The organism is Mumia spirodelae (assembly GCF_050632745.1).
Classification (GTDB): domain Bacteria; phylum Actinomycetota; class Actinomycetes; order Propionibacteriales; family Nocardioidaceae; genus Mumia.
The window spans coordinates 992,725-1,006,567 of record NZ_JBODSD010000001.1; the positions used below are offsets into that span (position 1 = coordinate 992,725).

General features: G+C 72.3%; 12 protein-coding genes. 7 read left to right on the forward strand and 5 right to left on the reverse strand.

Features of this window, described 5'->3' with window-relative positions:
* Window positions 1–6 precede the first annotated feature (6 nt).
* Window positions 7–765, reverse strand: a complete 759-nt coding sequence (locus tag ACQSSQ_RS04880; protein ID WP_431325907.1) for an oxamate carbamoyltransferase subunit AllH family protein — start codon at window positions 763–765, stop codon at window positions 7–9.
* A 95-nt stretch (window positions 766–860) separates the two neighbouring features.
* Here ACQSSQ_RS04880 and ACQSSQ_RS04885 point away from each other — a divergent pair, with 95 nt between their 5' ends.
* Window positions 861–2,552, forward strand: a complete 1,692-nt coding sequence (locus ACQSSQ_RS04885; RefSeq protein ID WP_431325908.1) for a PucR family transcriptional regulator — start codon at window positions 861–863, stop codon at window positions 2,550–2,552.
* Window positions 2,553–2,584: 32 nt separating this feature from the next.
* On the opposite strand, the gene ACQSSQ_RS04890 is transcribed toward ACQSSQ_RS04885, so the two are convergent.
* Window positions 2,585–3,052, reverse strand: coding sequence for an SAM-dependent methyltransferase (locus ACQSSQ_RS04890; RefSeq protein ID WP_431325909.1), 468 nt, complete (start codon window positions 3,050–3,052; stop codon window positions 2,585–2,587).
* A 197-nt stretch (window positions 3,053–3,249) separates the two neighbouring features.
* Here ACQSSQ_RS04890 and ACQSSQ_RS04895 point away from each other — a divergent pair, with 197 nt between their 5' ends.
* Genes ACQSSQ_RS04895 through ACQSSQ_RS04920 form a run of 6 tightly spaced genes read left to right on the forward strand, consistent with a single transcriptional unit; the run spans window position 3,250 to window position 10,540 of the window.
* On the forward strand, window positions 3,250–4,638 hold the full coding sequence (locus tag ACQSSQ_RS04895; RefSeq protein ID WP_431325910.1) for a uracil-xanthine permease family protein: 1,389 nt from the start codon (window positions 3,250–3,252) through the stop codon (window positions 4,636–4,638).
* Window positions 4,635–5,519, forward strand: a complete 885-nt coding sequence (locus ACQSSQ_RS04900) for an FAD binding domain-containing protein (protein WP_431325911.1) — start codon at window positions 4,635–4,637, stop codon at window positions 5,517–5,519. The genes ACQSSQ_RS04895 and ACQSSQ_RS04900 overlap by 4 nt, the downstream gene beginning before the upstream one ends.
* Window positions 5,516–6,040, forward strand: a complete 525-nt coding sequence (locus tag ACQSSQ_RS04905; protein ID WP_431325912.1) for a (2Fe-2S)-binding protein — start codon at window positions 5,516–5,518, stop codon at window positions 6,038–6,040. The genes ACQSSQ_RS04900 and ACQSSQ_RS04905 overlap by 4 nt, the downstream gene beginning before the upstream one ends.
* Complete coding sequence (gene cutA, locus ACQSSQ_RS04910) at window positions 6,037–8,451, forward strand: aerobic carbon-monoxide dehydrogenase large subunit (RefSeq protein ID WP_431325913.1); 2,415 nt, start codon at window positions 6,037–6,039, stop codon at window positions 8,449–8,451. Before ACQSSQ_RS04905 ends, cutA begins: the two co-directional genes overlap by 4 nt.
* Window positions 8,448–9,125, forward strand: a complete 678-nt coding sequence (locus ACQSSQ_RS04915; protein ID WP_431325914.1) for an SRPBCC family protein — start codon at window positions 8,448–8,450, stop codon at window positions 9,123–9,125. Before cutA ends, ACQSSQ_RS04915 begins: the two co-directional genes overlap by 4 nt.
* Complete coding sequence (locus tag ACQSSQ_RS04920) at window positions 9,122–10,540, forward strand: amidase (RefSeq protein ID WP_431325915.1); 1,419 nt, start codon at window positions 9,122–9,124, stop codon at window positions 10,538–10,540. The genes ACQSSQ_RS04915 and ACQSSQ_RS04920 overlap by 4 nt, the downstream gene beginning before the upstream one ends.
* A gap of 224 nt (window positions 10,541–10,764) precedes the next feature.
* Here ACQSSQ_RS04920 and ACQSSQ_RS04925 read toward each other — a convergent pair whose 3' ends face one another.
* The 3 genes from ACQSSQ_RS04925 to ACQSSQ_RS04935 are packed head-to-tail and all read right to left on the reverse strand — an operon-like array spanning window position 10,765 to window position 13,837.
* On the reverse strand, window positions 10,765–11,724 hold the full coding sequence (locus ACQSSQ_RS04925) for a phosphotriesterase family protein (protein WP_431325916.1): 960 nt from the start codon (window positions 11,722–11,724) through the stop codon (window positions 10,765–10,767).
* The gene (locus tag ACQSSQ_RS04930) at window positions 11,721–12,326 is read right to left on the reverse strand and encodes a TetR/AcrR family transcriptional regulator (RefSeq protein ID WP_431325917.1); all 606 of its coding nucleotides are present in this window, start codon (window positions 12,324–12,326) and stop codon (window positions 11,721–11,723) included. Before ACQSSQ_RS04930 ends, ACQSSQ_RS04925 begins: the two co-directional genes overlap by 4 nt.
* Window positions 12,323–13,837: an AMP-binding protein gene (locus ACQSSQ_RS04935; RefSeq protein ID WP_431325918.1), complete on the reverse strand. Its 1,515-nt coding sequence runs from the start codon at window positions 13,835–13,837 to the stop codon at window positions 12,323–12,325. The genes ACQSSQ_RS04930 and ACQSSQ_RS04935 overlap by 4 nt, the downstream gene beginning before the upstream one ends.
* Between the last annotated feature and the right edge of the window lie 6 nt (window positions 13,838–13,843).

The following is a 13,843-nucleotide window of genomic DNA, read 5'->3' on the forward strand; positions in this document are numbered from 1 at the left end:
GTCGGGTCAGGCGGCGGCGGCCGCGGGGGACGGTGCCGCCAGGGCGACGCCGAGCGCGAGCCCGACGCCGGAGGTGTGGCCGACTCCGCGGAGGTCGGCCAGGCGCTGGTCCGCGTCGGGACGCCCGACGCCCTCGACCAGCGCGCGCAGCTGGGGGACGGCCTCGCCGCGGACGGCGTGGACGAGGAGCGCGGCCGACACCGTCGTCGTCCACGCGGGCGCCCGCCGGAGGACCGCGGCGGCGACGTGGCCGCCGCGGTGACCGAGGGCGTACCGGGCCACCAGCCACCCCGCGAGGACGTCGTCGCCGAGCGGGGTCAGGCCGGGGCCGCGGCCGAGCAGGGCACCGACGGCGGCGTCGTCGTCGGCCTGCAGCGCGGCGTACGGGGTGCGGCCGCCGAGGGCCCGGGGCAGGTCGAGGAAGGTGCCGACCTCGTCGACGAGGGGGCCGACCGGGAGCGGCCGGCCCGGCCAGCGGTCGGCGACGGGGGAGACGCGGGCCTCGACGAAGCGGCGGACCTGCAGGTCGTGCCCGTCGACGCTGCAGCGTCCGTCGCCGAGGACGACCGAGTGCACGGCGTCGACGTCGGGCCACGTCGTCTGCAGCCCGCAGGGGACCGCGACCGCGTCGCGGGAGAGGACGGCGAGGTGGTGGTCGCGGTCGCGGACGTAGACCGCGTGCCTGCTCCGGTAGACGATCTCGGCGCTCCGCCGCGGTCCGCGCAGCAGTGCGGCGACCTCCGCGGTGGCGGCTGACGGATGCACCGCGCGCCCTCTGTCGTGGCGTCCGGCGGCATCGGTCCGAAATCGGAACGGCACGACCATGGCGTCAGCGTAGGAGCGTTCGCTACGGTGAGCCGATGGCGAGACTTGCCAACGATCAGCCAGATCCGACCCACAACCTGCCAGACAGGACGTACGGTCTGCCGCTCTCGGACGTGATCGCGATCGACGCGTTGACCGGCGCCAAGATGCTCGCCGGCGAGGCGGGGTCCGACCGCGCCGTGACGGGGCTCAACGTGATGGAGGTCCCCGACGTCCTCGGCTGGGTCAAGCCGCACGAGCTGCTGGTCACCACCGGGTTCCCGCTGCTCGACACCGCGCGCCGCCTCGACGTGCCGCGCATGGTGGCGCTGGTCGAGGGGCTCCACGCCGCCGGGGTGGCCGGGTTCGCGATCAAGCTCGGGCGCTACGTCGACGCGGTGCCCGAGGTCGTCCTCACGCTCGCCGACGAGCTCGGCTTCCCGATCGTCCGCATCCCCGACGAGGTCGCGTTCGACGACGTGCTGAAGGACGCGTACGCCGCCCTCAACGCCTTCCAGTCAAACGTCCTCGCGCAGATCGACGCGCTCCACTCCGCGCTCACCCTGATCGTCCTCGAGGGCGGCGACCTCGACCAGATCGCCGGCGAGGTGTCGCAGGTGCTCGACATCGGGGTGCTTGTCACCTCCACCGACGGCCGGGAGTGGGCCGGCGCCCTGAGCGACGAGGCGCGGGCCAGCCTCGAGGTGAGCGAGTTCCTCGACGTCTCGGGCCGCATCCGGGTCGAGCGCATGCGGGCGCCCCGGCCGTTCGGCGCGGGCGAGATCCGAGCGCTGCACGTGGCGGCCTCCGGGACCGAGCTCGCGCGGCTCGTCGTCCTGAGCGAGCGGCGGTCGCTGCGCGGGTCGGACGTGTACGCCCTGGAGCGGGCCGCGACCGTCGCGGCCCTCCTCATCACGCGGATGCAGGCGGTCGTGGCGGTGGAGGGGAAGTACCGCGGCGACTTCCTGCGGGACGTGCTGACCGACCGCGCGGAGAGCCCGCAGTACGTGCTCGAGCACGCCGAGGGCCTCGGCTGGGACCTCGACCGGCCGCTCGTGGTCGTCGTCGCGCAGCTCGACCCGCCCGACGCGGGCGACCCACCCGTGTCGAGCCGCACGCGACGGGGGTTCCAGGACCGCTTCGCCGCCGCATGGCGCCAGGTGGTCGAGCGGCGGGGGCGCAGCATCGCGGTCGCCGACTTCTCCTCCCAGGTCGTCGCGCTCCTGCCGGTGGCCGACGACGGCTCCGACGTGAGCGAGGTGGTCGAGGAGGCGCTGGCGGCGGTCCGCGGCGACTCCGGCGGGGGACGCCGCTCGTTCTCCGCGGGGATCAGCCGGGTGGTGAGCGGGGTGGAGGCGCTGCCCGACGCGTACGCGCGCGCCCGCAAGGCCGTCGACGTCGGCCGCCGGATGAAGGGTGCGGGCTCCACGACGTACTTCGACCGGCTCGGCGTCCGGCGGCTCCTCTCCCAGGTCGAGGACCAAGGCGAGCTCGACGGATTCGTGGCCGAGGTGCTCGGCGCCCTCGCGGAGGACACGCCGACCGCCGCCGACCTGCGGGCGACGCTGCAGGTGCTGCTCGACGTGAACCTCAACGTCGCGGAGGCCGCACGCACGCAGCACTTCCACTACAACACGATGCGCTACCGCGTCACCAAGCTCGAGAGCATCCTCGGCCCGTTCAGCACCGACCCGCAGGTCCGGCTCGACGTCGCGGTGGCGCTGCAGATCCTGCAGATGCGGGAGTGAGGGCGGTGAGCTCGGCGCGTCCAGGCCAGGCGCTAGGGCTGGAAGTACTCCGACATCATCGCGGTGACCCAGCCCGGCTGCGTGGTGCCGACCGGGACGAACTCGGCCATCGTCGGCTTCAGGTCGACGACGGGAGTGCCCGAGACCGCGTCGAGCCCGACGACGGTGAGCTCGCGGGTGCCCACGGACTCGATGGCGCAGCTCGTCACGCCGATGCGGTTGGGTCGGCGAGGACCGCGGCCGGCGAAGATGCCGACGGGCGGGAGGTCCGAGCGGCCCCGGTACGGGCGGGGCTCGCGGTAGTCGCCCTCGTCGGGGAACTGGTCGAAGAGGAAGAGGACGTCGACGTGGGAGAAGCCCTCCAGGCCCTGGAGGGCCGCGTCGCCGAAGCGCTCGTCGAGGACGATCGTGCTGCGCACGGCACCCCAGTTGTCGGTGTGCTGGACGTCGGTCCGATCGTTGTGGACGGTACCGACCGGAGTGATCTCGAAGCGTGGCATCGCACGAGGCTATCCCCACGCGCGTTCTTTTCCTGCGCGTGAACACGCAGAGCAAGGGGTGACAGCGCAGGTGGGGGGCAGTTGGCAGATTCGCACCATGCAGCGTGTCTCTCGTCACTACTAGGGTCACGTCATTGGACCGGGTGCGCTGTCGAGATCCCCCGGCGGCCGCTCGCACACTCTCTGAGGAGACCGGGATGTCGATGTTCAAGTGGGACGTGGTGCACGATGGCAAGACACCACCGCCCGGCGAGGCAGTAGGGCCTCGTCAACGCCTGAGCTGGGGCCGTACGGCCGGGCTCGGCGCCCAGCACGTCGTGGCGATGTTCGGTGCCACCTTCGTGTTCCCCGTGGTGATGGGGCTGGATCCCAACCTCGCCATCATGTTCTCGGGCATCTGCACGATCATGTTCCTGCTCATCACCAAGAACATGGTCCCCAGCTACCTCGGCACGAGCGCGTCGTTCGTCGCCGCGGTCGCCGCGATCCGGGCCGACGGCGGTGACTCCGCCGACGTCACCGGCGCCATCCTCGTCGCCGGTCTCGTCCTGGCAGTCATCGGTGTCGCCATCCACTTCGCCGGCACGAGGTTCCTGCACAAGCTCCTGCCGCCGGCGGTGACCGGCGCCGTCGTCATGCTGATCGGCTTCAACCTCGCGCCCGTCGTGGCAGCGACCTACTGGCCGCAGGACCAGTGGATCGCCCTGCTGACCGCTGCCGTGATGGTCGCGGCCGCGGTGCTCCTCCCGGGCTTCTGGGGTCGCATCGCGGTCCTCCTCGCCCTGATCTTCGGCTACCTGGTCTCGTGGCTCGCCGACAAGGTCTTCGGCCAGATCACCTCGTTCCAGCCGGCCGCCGGCGAGGAGGTCGAGCACTACCGCGTGAGCTGGGAGGCCGTGAAGGCGGCCGACTGGATCGGGTTCCCCTCCGGCGACCTCGCCGACGGCGTCTCGGTCGTGCACGGCCCGAGCTTCAGCCTGACCTTCATCCTCCTGGTCCTCCCCGGCGTCATCGCGCTCATCGCGGAGAACACCGGTCACGTCAAGGCGGTCGCCGAGATGACCGGCGACGACCTCGACCCCTACATGGGACGGGCGATCGGGGCCGACGGTCTGGCGACCGCGGTCGCGAGCGCGTTCGGCGGTGCGCCGACCACGACGTACGCCGAGAACATCGGTGTCATGTCCGCGACCCGCATCTACTCGACCGCCGCGTACTACTTCGCGGCCCTGATCGCGATCCTGCTGGGCCTCTGCCCGAAGTTCGGCGCGATCGTCAACGCGATCCCCGGCGGCGTGCTCGGCGGCATCACCGTCGTCCTGTACGGCATGATCGGCCTGGTCGGCGCCAAGATCTGGGTCGAGAACCGCGTCGACTTCGGCGATCCCGTCAACATCGTGGGCCTGGCCGCCGGCATCATCGTCGGCGTCGGCAACGTGACGCTCGTCTTCAGCGACGATTTCCAGCTCGGCGGCATCGCCCTCGGCACCATCCTCGTCATCGTCTTCTACCACATGGTCGCCTGGCGACGGCACGGCGGACACAGCACCGACGAGGGCGCCGAGGAGGTGACGAGGCAGCTGTGAAGCCCGCACCGTTCTCCTACGTCCGCCCGACCACCCTCGACGAAGCGCTGACGGTCCTCGGGGCCGACCCGCACGCCAAGGTGCTCGCCGGAGGCCAGAGCCTGGTCCCGCTGCTGTCGATGAGGCTCGCCGCGCCGAGCACGCTGGTCGACATCAACGGGCTCACGGAGCTCGCCTACGTCCGGACCGACGAGGACGGTGTCCGCATCGGGGCGCTGGCCCGCCACGCCGACGTCGAGTCCGACGTCGCCGCGTGGCGGGTCCAGCCCCTGCTGCGCCACGCGCTCAAGCTGGTCGCGCACCCGACGATCCGCAACCGCGGCACGACGCTCGGCTCGGTGGTCCACGCCGACGCCGCCGCCGAGATGCCGGCCGTGACCGCGCTGCTCGGCGCCAAGGTCCTGGTGGCCTCGACGCAGGGTCGTCGCACGATCGACGCGGCCGACCTCTTCGTCGGGCCGCTGGAGTGCACGGTGCACCCCGGCGAGCTCGCGCTCGAGCTGCAGGTGCCCGCGCTGGGTCCGCGCTCCGGCGTCGCGATCGACGAGATCGCACGACGCCACGGCGACTACGCGCTGTGCGGCGTCGCCGCCGTGGTCTCCGTGGGCGCGACAGGCGCGATCGAGACGGTGCGTGCCTCGTACCTCTCGGTCTCGCTCACGCCGCTGGTCGTCGACCTCTCCGAGGCGTTCGTCGACGGCAGCGCGAGCGATGCCAACCTCGACGCTGCGGCCGAGATCGCGACCAGCGCGGTCGACCCCGAGACCGACATCCACGGCACAGCCGACTACCGGCGCCACCTCGCGGGCGTCCTGACGCGCCGCGTGGTCCGCGACGCGTACGCCCGCGCCGTCGCCACCGACCCGGAGGGAGCCCGATGACCAGCCAGCCGGAGGTCCTCGCACCTGACGCCCTGCACCACGTCACGCTGACCGTCAACGGAGCGGCGTACGAGATCGACGTGCCCGCGCGCCGGCTGCTGTCCGACGCGCTGCGTCACGACCTCGGCCTGACCGGCACGCACGTCGGGTGCGAGCACGGGGTGTGCGGCGCGTGCACGATCCTCGTCGACGGGCGGCCGATGCGGTCGTGCCTGCTGCTCGCGGTCTCGGTCGCCGGGGCGTCGCTGACGACGGTCGAGGGTCTCACCGAGGAGGGTGACCGGCTGGGTCCGGTCCAGCAGGCCTTCAAGGAGTGCCACGGGCTCCAGTGCGGGTTCTGCACGCCCGGCTTCCTCACGACGATCACGGCCGGGCTCGACGACAACCCCGACCCGACGCGCGAGGAGGCCCGGGAGATGATCGCGGGCAACCTCTGCCGCTGCACGGGCTACCAGAACATCGTGAAGTCCGTCCTGCGCGCCGCGGAGATCCGCCGCGAGGGCGAGGACGGTGACGCATGACGACCAAGGCGTTCGGTGCCCGCGTCGCCCGGGTCGAGGACGAGCGGTTCCTGCGGGGCCGCGGCCGCTACCTCGACGACGTCGCGCCCGACGCGCTGCACGTCGCGGTCCTGCGGTCGCCGCACGCGCACGCCCGCATCGTCGACATCGACGTGGAGCCGGTCCTCGACGTCGAGGGCGTGGTCGCGGTCTACACCTACGACGACCTCACGGGTGCCATGGCCGAGCCGCTGCCGCTGCTCATCCCGCACCCCGACCTGACCCAGGGGCGCACCCAGTACGCCCTCGCGAAGGACCAGGTCAACTACGTCGGCGAGGCGATCGCGATGGTCGTCGCCGTCGACCGCTACGTCGCCGAGGACGCGGTCGGCCGGATCACCGTGTCGTACGAGGTCCTGCGCCCGGTCGTCGGCCTCGACGCCGCGCGCGCCGCGGACGAGCTCGTGCACGCCGACGTCCCGGGCAACCTCGCCGCCACGTCGACGCAGGCGACCGGCGACGCGATGGCCGCGATCGGCCGGGCCCCGCACCGCCTCGCCCTCGACCTCGACATCGAGCGCAGCGCGTGCACGCCGCTCGAAGGACGCGGCACGGTCGCCAAGTGGGACACCGACAACGGCCGGCTCGAGGTGTGGTCCTCGACGCAGACCTCGACCGGCGTCCGCGCCGCGATCGCGTCCAAGCTCGGCCTCGACCTGGCGGTCGTCGACGTGATCACGCCCGACGTCGGCGGTGGGTTCGGCGTCAAGGTCGTGCACCCGTGGCCGGAGGAGGTGCTCGTCCCGATGGCGGCGATGGCCCTCGGGCGGCCGGTGAAGTTCACCGAGGACCGTCGCGAGCACTTCGTCTCCGCCGCGCACGAGCGCGCCCAGCAGCAGCACGTCGAGGTCGGGTTCGACGACGACGGCCGCATCCTGGGACTCGACGTCGAGATCTGGCACGACCACGGCGCCTACATCCCGTACGGCCTCATCGTCCCGATCATCACGTCGACCCAGCTCCTCGGGCCGTACAAGCCGCCGGTCTACTCGGTGACCTTCCACAGCCTCTACACCAACACCGTCATCGTGACGCCCTACCGTGGCGCGGGCCGCCCGCAGGGCGTCTACGCGATGGAGCGGACGATGGACGCGATCGCGGCGGCCCTGGGCAAGGACCGTGCCGAGGTGCGCGCGGCCAACTTCATCCAGCCCGACGAGTTCCCGTACGACCAGGGGCTGATCTTCCAGGACGGCAAGCCGCTGGTCTACGACTCCGGCGACTTCCCGCAGATGCTCGACAAGGTCAAGGCCCTCGTGGGCTGGGACGAGTTCGCGGCGTTCCGCGACGAGATGCGGGCCGAGGGGCGACGCGTCGGCATCGGGCTCGCCTGCTACGTCGAGGGCACCGGCGTCGGCCCGTACGAGGGCGGGCACATCCAGGTCGAGACGACCGGCAAGGTCAAGGTCTCGACCGGGCTCACCACCCAGGGGCAGGGCCACCAGACCGTGTTCGCGCAGATCGTGGCCGACGAGCTCGGCGTGCGGTTCGAGGACGTCGAGGTCGTCACGGGCGACACGAGGCGCATGCCGTACGCGGTCGGCACGTACGCCTCGCGCGCCGCGGTCATGAGCGGCTCGGCGATCGCGCTCGCGGCCAGGTCGGTCAAGCGCAAGGCGCTGGAGCTGGCCGCGGACGCGCTCGAGGCCGCCGTCGACGACCTCGACATCCGCGACGGCGTCGTCGAGGTCAAGGGTGCGCCCGGGGCGCAGATCAGCCTCGGCACGCTGGCCGTGCTGAGCAACCCGCTGCGCTACGCGTTCGACGAGGCGAGCAAGGCCGCGACGCAGTTCTCCGTCGGTGACCCCGACAAGGTGCCCGTGCCCGAGGGCACGTCGCCGGGGCTGGAGAGCCGCGACTTCTACTCGCCACCGCGCTCGACCTTCGCCTCCGGCATGCACGCCGTGATCGTGGAGACCGATCCCGACACGGCCGAGATCCGCATCCTCAAGTACGCCGTCGTCCACGACTGCGGGCGCCTCATCAACCCGATGATCGTCGAGGGGCAGATCCACGGCGGCGTTGCGCAGGGCGTGGGCGGCGCGCTGTACGAACGCATGGCGTACGACGAGCACGGACAGCTCCAGAACGCGTCGTTCATGGACTTCCTGATGCCCTACGTCACCGAGGTGCCCGAGACGATCGACGTCGACCACCTCGAGACGCCGTCCCCGCTCAACCCGCTCGGCATCAAGGGTGCCGGGGAGGCTGGCGTGATCCCGAGCGCGGCGGTCTTCGCCTCCGCGATCGAGGACGCCGAAGGCATCGCGATCACGCGGATGCCGATCTCGCCGAGCGAGCTGTACGACCTGCGGCGTGCGCACGCAGGATCCGACGAGGCGGCAGTCGCCGCTGTGGAGGGAGACTCATGAAGGTAGCCGGAGAGGCCGTGCTCAACGCCCCCGTCGACGCGGTGTGGGAGGCCCTGCTGGACCCCCAGGTGCTCGTGCGCACGATCCCGGGGTGCGAGGTGCTCGAGGCGACCGGTGACAACGCGTACGCGATGACGGTCAGCGCCGGCGTCGCGTCGATCCGCGGCACGTACGCCGGCACCTGCACGCTCAGCGACCTCGTCCCGCACGAGTCGCTGGTGATGCGCGCCGAGGGTGCCGGCGCGCCCGGCACGGTGGCGGCCGACGTCGCCGTGCGGTTCTCCGACCGCGGCGACGGCACGACCGGTGTCGCGTACGACGCCGACGCCGTCGTGGGCGGGATGATCGGCGGCGTCGGGCAGCGGATGCTGACCGCGGTGAGCAAGCGCATGGCCGGCGAGTTCTTCGGCGCCGTCGACGACGCGATCGCGTACCGCGCGACCGGGGGAGTCCCGGCGGACAGCGTGCCGTCGGCCGACGGCACCCCGTCGCCCGCGCCTGCGGAGTCGACGGGCGGTGCGCCCGCGGTCGGCCAGCGCTTCACCGCCCCGGCAGCGCCCGCGCGTGCTGCCGCCGGGGCCCACGAGGACTTCCTCCGCGGCGTCGTCGTCGGTGGTGCGCTCGTGCTCGCGGGGGTGCTGGTCGGCGGTCTGCTCGGTCGCCGCTCGCGATGATCGACGTCTACAGCAGCGCGCGGGAGATGGCGACCGCCGTCGCCGCCCGCGAGATCTCCGCCCGGGAGCTGCTGGCGCTCCATCTCGCACGCATCGGCGAGGTCAACGGGGTCGTCAACGCGCTCGTGTCGATCGACGCCGACCGTGCCTACGCCCAGGCGTCCAAGGCGGACGACATCACCGCTTCCGGCGCTCGGCTCGGCCCGCTGCACGGGCTCCCGTACGCGGTGAAGGACACCCACCACGTCGCGGGCTGGCGGACGACGTTCGGATCGCCGGTGATGGCCGACCACGTGTCGGCCTACGACGAGCTGGTCGTCGAGCGGGTCCGCGCCGCAGGTGCCGTCATCGTGGCGAAGTCCAACACGCCCGAGTTCGCTGCGGGCTCGCACACCTTCAACCCGGTGTTCGGCGCGACGCTCAACCCGTACGACACGAGCCGGTCGGCGGGCGGCTCCAGCGGCGGGTCAGCCGCGGCCCTCGCGTCGGGGATGGTCGCGCTCGCGGACGGCTCGGACATGGGCGGCTCGCTGCGCAACCCCGCGTCGTTCTGCAACGTGGTGGGTCTCCGGCCGACCTGGGGCCGCGTCCCGACGTGGCCCACCTGGAACCTCTGGGAGACCGTCTCCGTCCAAGGACCGCTCGCGCGCGACGTCGGTGACCTGGCGCTGCTGCTCGGGGTGCTCGCGGGGCCGGACCCGCGCGTGCCGACCGCGGACTCGACCCCGGGTGCCGTCTTCGCCGATCCCGCGCCTGTGACGCTGGACGGGCTGCGCGTCGCGCTGTCGGTCGACCTCGGCGGATCGTTCGAGGTCGAGCGGTCGGTCGAGGACGTGGTGCGCGCCGCCGGTGCGCGGCTCGCCGACGCCGGGGCGGCCGTCGTCGAGGCGGCGCCGGAGCTGCCGGACGCGGAGGCGACGTTCCGGACGCTGCGGGCGTGGCTGATGGAGTACGCGCTCGGCGACGTCCTCGACTCGCGCCCGGACGACGTCAAGCCGTCGCTCGCCGACAACATCCGAGCGGGTCGTCCGCTGTCCGGGCACGACGTCGCGGTGGCGTACGCGGGCCGCACGGCGCTGGCCGAGCAGGCGCGCGCGTTCTTCGCGTCGTACGACGTCCTCGCGATGCCGGTGAGCCAGGTCCCGCCGTTCCCTGCGGACCAGGAGTACCCGTCCGCGATCAACGGGCGCCCGCAGGAGACCTACCTCGACTGGATGCGCTCGGCGTTCCTCGTCACGGTCACGGGGTGCCCCGCGATCAGCGTGCCGGCCGGGTTCACGCCCGACGGTCTGCCCGTGGGGCTGCAGCTGGTCGGGCCCGCAGGCTCGGAGCGCCGCCTGCTCGCGATCGCGCGGGCGTACGAGGAGCTGTCCGGCGCCGGCATCGGCGTCGGCGGCCCCCGCCCCGCGCTCTGAGGCGCACCGCACCGCACCGCCGCCGTACGGCCGTTCGGACTGGCGCCGGCGTGTCTCCGCCTTGGGGTTTGCCACGCCAACGTGGGCTCTTCGGCTTGGCGCGGCAGGTTTGCCGCGCCATCCGGGGACTGCCGCGTTGGCGTGGCAAACCGCGGGCCGCGGGAGGGAGGGGGCCGTACGACGCGTTGGGGGTCACGCGCCGTACGGCCGATCGGGGCCGGCCGCTACTCGAAGTGCCGGCGCGGGTTGTCCACGAGGATCGTCTCCAGGTCGCCCTCGGTGACTCCGCGCTCGAGCAGGGCCGGGATCACGTCCTCGCTGATGTGCCGGAAGTTCCACTTCGGCACGACCTGCTCCTTGGCGCCCGCCGGGAACCAGTCGATGAAGCAGGACGCGTCGTGCGCGATGACGACGTTCTCGACGAACCCGCGGCGCACCAGCTCGACGATCGTGTTCACGCGGTCCTCGAACGGGAGCAGCACGTCGAGCCCGAAGCGGTCCATCCCGAGCAGCGACCCGGCCTCGGCGAGCTTGCTCAGGTAGTCGACGTCGGTCGTGTCGCCGGAGTGCCCGATGACGACCTTCGTCAGGTCCACGCCCTCCTCGGCGAGCACGCGCTGCGCGACGAGGCCGGAGCCGGTGTGCGGGTTGGTGTGGACGGTGATCGGTGCGCCGGTCTGGACGTGTGCCTGCCCGACGGCACGCATCACGCGCTCGACGCCCGGCGTCAGGCCCTGCTCCTCGATCGCGCACTTGAGGAACGCGGCGCGGACTCCCGTGTCGGCGATGCCCTCGGTCAGGTCGCGCACGAACATCTCCGTCAGCGGCTCCGGCACGTCGAACAGCAGACCCGGACCCGAGTAGTGGAACTGGAACGGGATCTCGTTGTACGTGTAGAGGCCCGTGGCCGCGACGACGTTGAGGTCGATCTGCTCGGCGATGCGCTGGATCCGCGGGATGTAGCGGCCGAGCCCGAGCACCGTCGGATCCATGATCGTGTCGATGCCGAGGCTCTTGAGCTCGGTGAGGTCGCGCACCGCGTCGGCGACGCGCTGGTCCTCGTCCCAGTCGTCGGCGTAGTTCTCCCGGAACTCCTCGCCGACGATGATGATGTGCTCGTGGACGAGCGTACGGCCGAGGTCGGCGCTGTCGACGGGGCCGGTGACGGTCTGCACGGTGCTCATGGAGCCTCCTTGGTCCTGAGGGTGAGGGCGTTGCGCCAGATGCGGTTGGTGGTCGTGACGAGCTCGTCGACGCTCATGCCCTCGCCCAGCACGAACGCGTAGTACGCGAGGTGGGACACGAGCCCGTCGAGCGCGCGCGCGGTCGGGTACGGGTCGAGCTCCGGGTCCGCGACGCCCTGCTGCTGGAGCGTGGCGATGACCTCGGCCGTACGACGCGCGAGCGCCTCGCCGCGCCGGCGGCGCACGTCGCGGAACGTGGGGTCGAGCGCCGCGACCTCCTCCAGCACGAGCATGAGGCGGGCGTTGCGCGCGTAGTTCTCGAAGTAGCGCCGGTGTCCCTCGGACAGCGCGACGAACGGGTCCGCGGCGTCCGGGTCGAGGGTGGGACGCATGACGTCGCGCTGCGCCTCGTACAGCACGACGGCGAGGATCTCCTCCTTGCTCGTGAAGTACGTGTAGAACGACCCGGTGGCGCAGCCGGCCTCGCGGGAGATGTCGGCGACGCGGGCGTCGGTGAACCCGTCGCGCTCGAAGACCACGCGCGCCGCGGCGAGGAGCGCGGCGCGTGTCCGGGCGCCGCGCGCGGTGGCGGGGGTGCTCACTGCTGGGGACTGCGGGAGGCGGTCCCGGCGAGGCCGTCGCGATCGATCGCGCGCTTGAGGATCTTGCCCGACGGGCCCTTGGGGAGGGCATCGGTGAACTGGAAGAGCCGGGGGACCTTGTACGCGCTGAGGCGCTCCTTCGCCCAGGCCCGCAGCGCCTCGGGATCGGCCTCGGCGCCTTCGGTCAGCACGATGACCGCACCGATCTCCTCGCCGTAGGTCGGGTCGTCGACACCCACCACTGCGGCCTCGACGATGTCGGGGTGCTCGTAGAGGACCTCCTCGACCTCGCTCGGGTAGACGTTGTAGCCGCCCCGGATGATGAGGTCCTTCAGCCGGTCCACGATGCGCAGGTCGCCGTCCTCGTCGAGCGTGCCGAGGTCGCCCGTCCGCAGCCAGCCGTCCTGCAGCACCGCGGCGGTCGCCTCGGGCCGGTTCCAGTAGCCCTTCATGACGATCGGGCCGCGGATCCACACCTCGCCGACCTCGCCGGCGGGCACCGGGGCGCCCTCGAGGTCGCGGATCTCGATGTCGACGTTGTGCACCGCGCGGCCGACGGCGCCGATCTTGGGCTCGGTCTCCAGCGGCGCGAAGGTGGCCCAGCCGCAGGTCTCCGACAGCCCGTAGCCCTCGCGGATCCGGGTCCCGAACTTGTCCTCGAAGGCGCGGATCACCTCGACCGGCAGGGACGCCCCGCCCGACGAGGCGAGGCGCAGGCGGGCGAAGTCCTCGGGCTTGGCATCGCCTGCGGCGTGGAGCATCGCGACCCACATCGTCGGCACGCCGGACACCACGGTCAGCTCGTCGTCGCGGATCATCTCGACGAGCTTGCGCGGGTCGAACGGGTGGAGCAGCGAGACGGACGTGCCGAACGAGATCGCCAGGTGCATGACCATGATCTGGCCGAACACGTGGAACAGCGGCAGCGCCGTGCCGGACCGGTCGTCCTCGCTGAACTCGAGCACGTGCTCGGCGGCGTCGACGATCGCGGCGACGCCGGAGACCGCGAGCTCCGCGCCCTTGGGGCGGCCCGTGGTGCCCGACGTGTAGATGATGATCGCGGTCGCGTCGTCGGGCAGGTCCACCGGCGCGTCGAGCCCGTCCGAGGTGTCCCAGGTGTCCAGCGGCCCGACGCTCCAGAACGGCAGCCCGTGTCCGGTTGCGGCCTTCTCCGCGGCACCGGCGGTGTCCTGCCACGCGACGACGAGACTCACGCCTGCGTCGTCGATGACGTACTCCATCTCGGGCGTCGTCGCCATCACGTTCATCGTGATGAGCGTGGCGCCGGCGGCGTGCAGGCCGTAGTACGCCGCGACGAACTCCGGGATCGTCGGCGCGACCAGCAGCACGCGGTCGCCGGGGGAGATGCCGGCGTCGACGGCGCGCTTCGCGAACGACGCGACCGCGTCCCGCAGCGTCCCGAAGGTGACCGGTCGTCCTCCCGCACGGACGGCCACACGGTCCGGGCCGGTGCGGGCGTGCTCGAAGACGGCGTCGGCGACGTTGCTCACGGCTGC

Excerpts from the sequence above, each read along its gene's own strand:
- ACQSSQ_RS04905 (WP_431325912.1), top strand. The coding sequence starts at position 5,516 with ATGACCAGCCAGCCGGAGGTCCTCGCACCTGACGCCCTGCACCACGTC.
- ACQSSQ_RS04925 (WP_431325916.1), bottom strand. The coding sequence starts at position 11,724 with ATGAGCACCGTGCAGACCGTCACCGGCCCCGTCGACAGCGCCGACCTC.
- ACQSSQ_RS04895 (WP_431325910.1), top strand. The coding sequence starts at position 3,250 with ATGTCGATGTTCAAGTGGGACGTGGTGCACGATGGCAAGACACCACCG.
- cutA (WP_431325913.1), top strand. The coding sequence starts at position 6,037 with ATGACGACCAAGGCGTTCGGTGCCCGCGTCGCCCGGGTCGAGGACGAG.
- ACQSSQ_RS04920 (WP_431325915.1), top strand. The coding sequence starts at position 9,122 with ATGATCGACGTCTACAGCAGCGCGCGGGAGATGGCGACCGCCGTCGCC.
- ACQSSQ_RS04890 (WP_431325909.1), bottom strand. The coding sequence starts at position 3,052 with ATGCCACGCTTCGAGATCACTCCGGTCGGTACCGTCCACAACGATCGG.
- ACQSSQ_RS04915 (WP_431325914.1), top strand. The coding sequence starts at position 8,448 with ATGAAGGTAGCCGGAGAGGCCGTGCTCAACGCCCCCGTCGACGCGGTG.
- ACQSSQ_RS04885 (WP_431325908.1), top strand. The coding sequence starts at position 861 with ATGGCGAGACTTGCCAACGATCAGCCAGATCCGACCCACAACCTGCCA.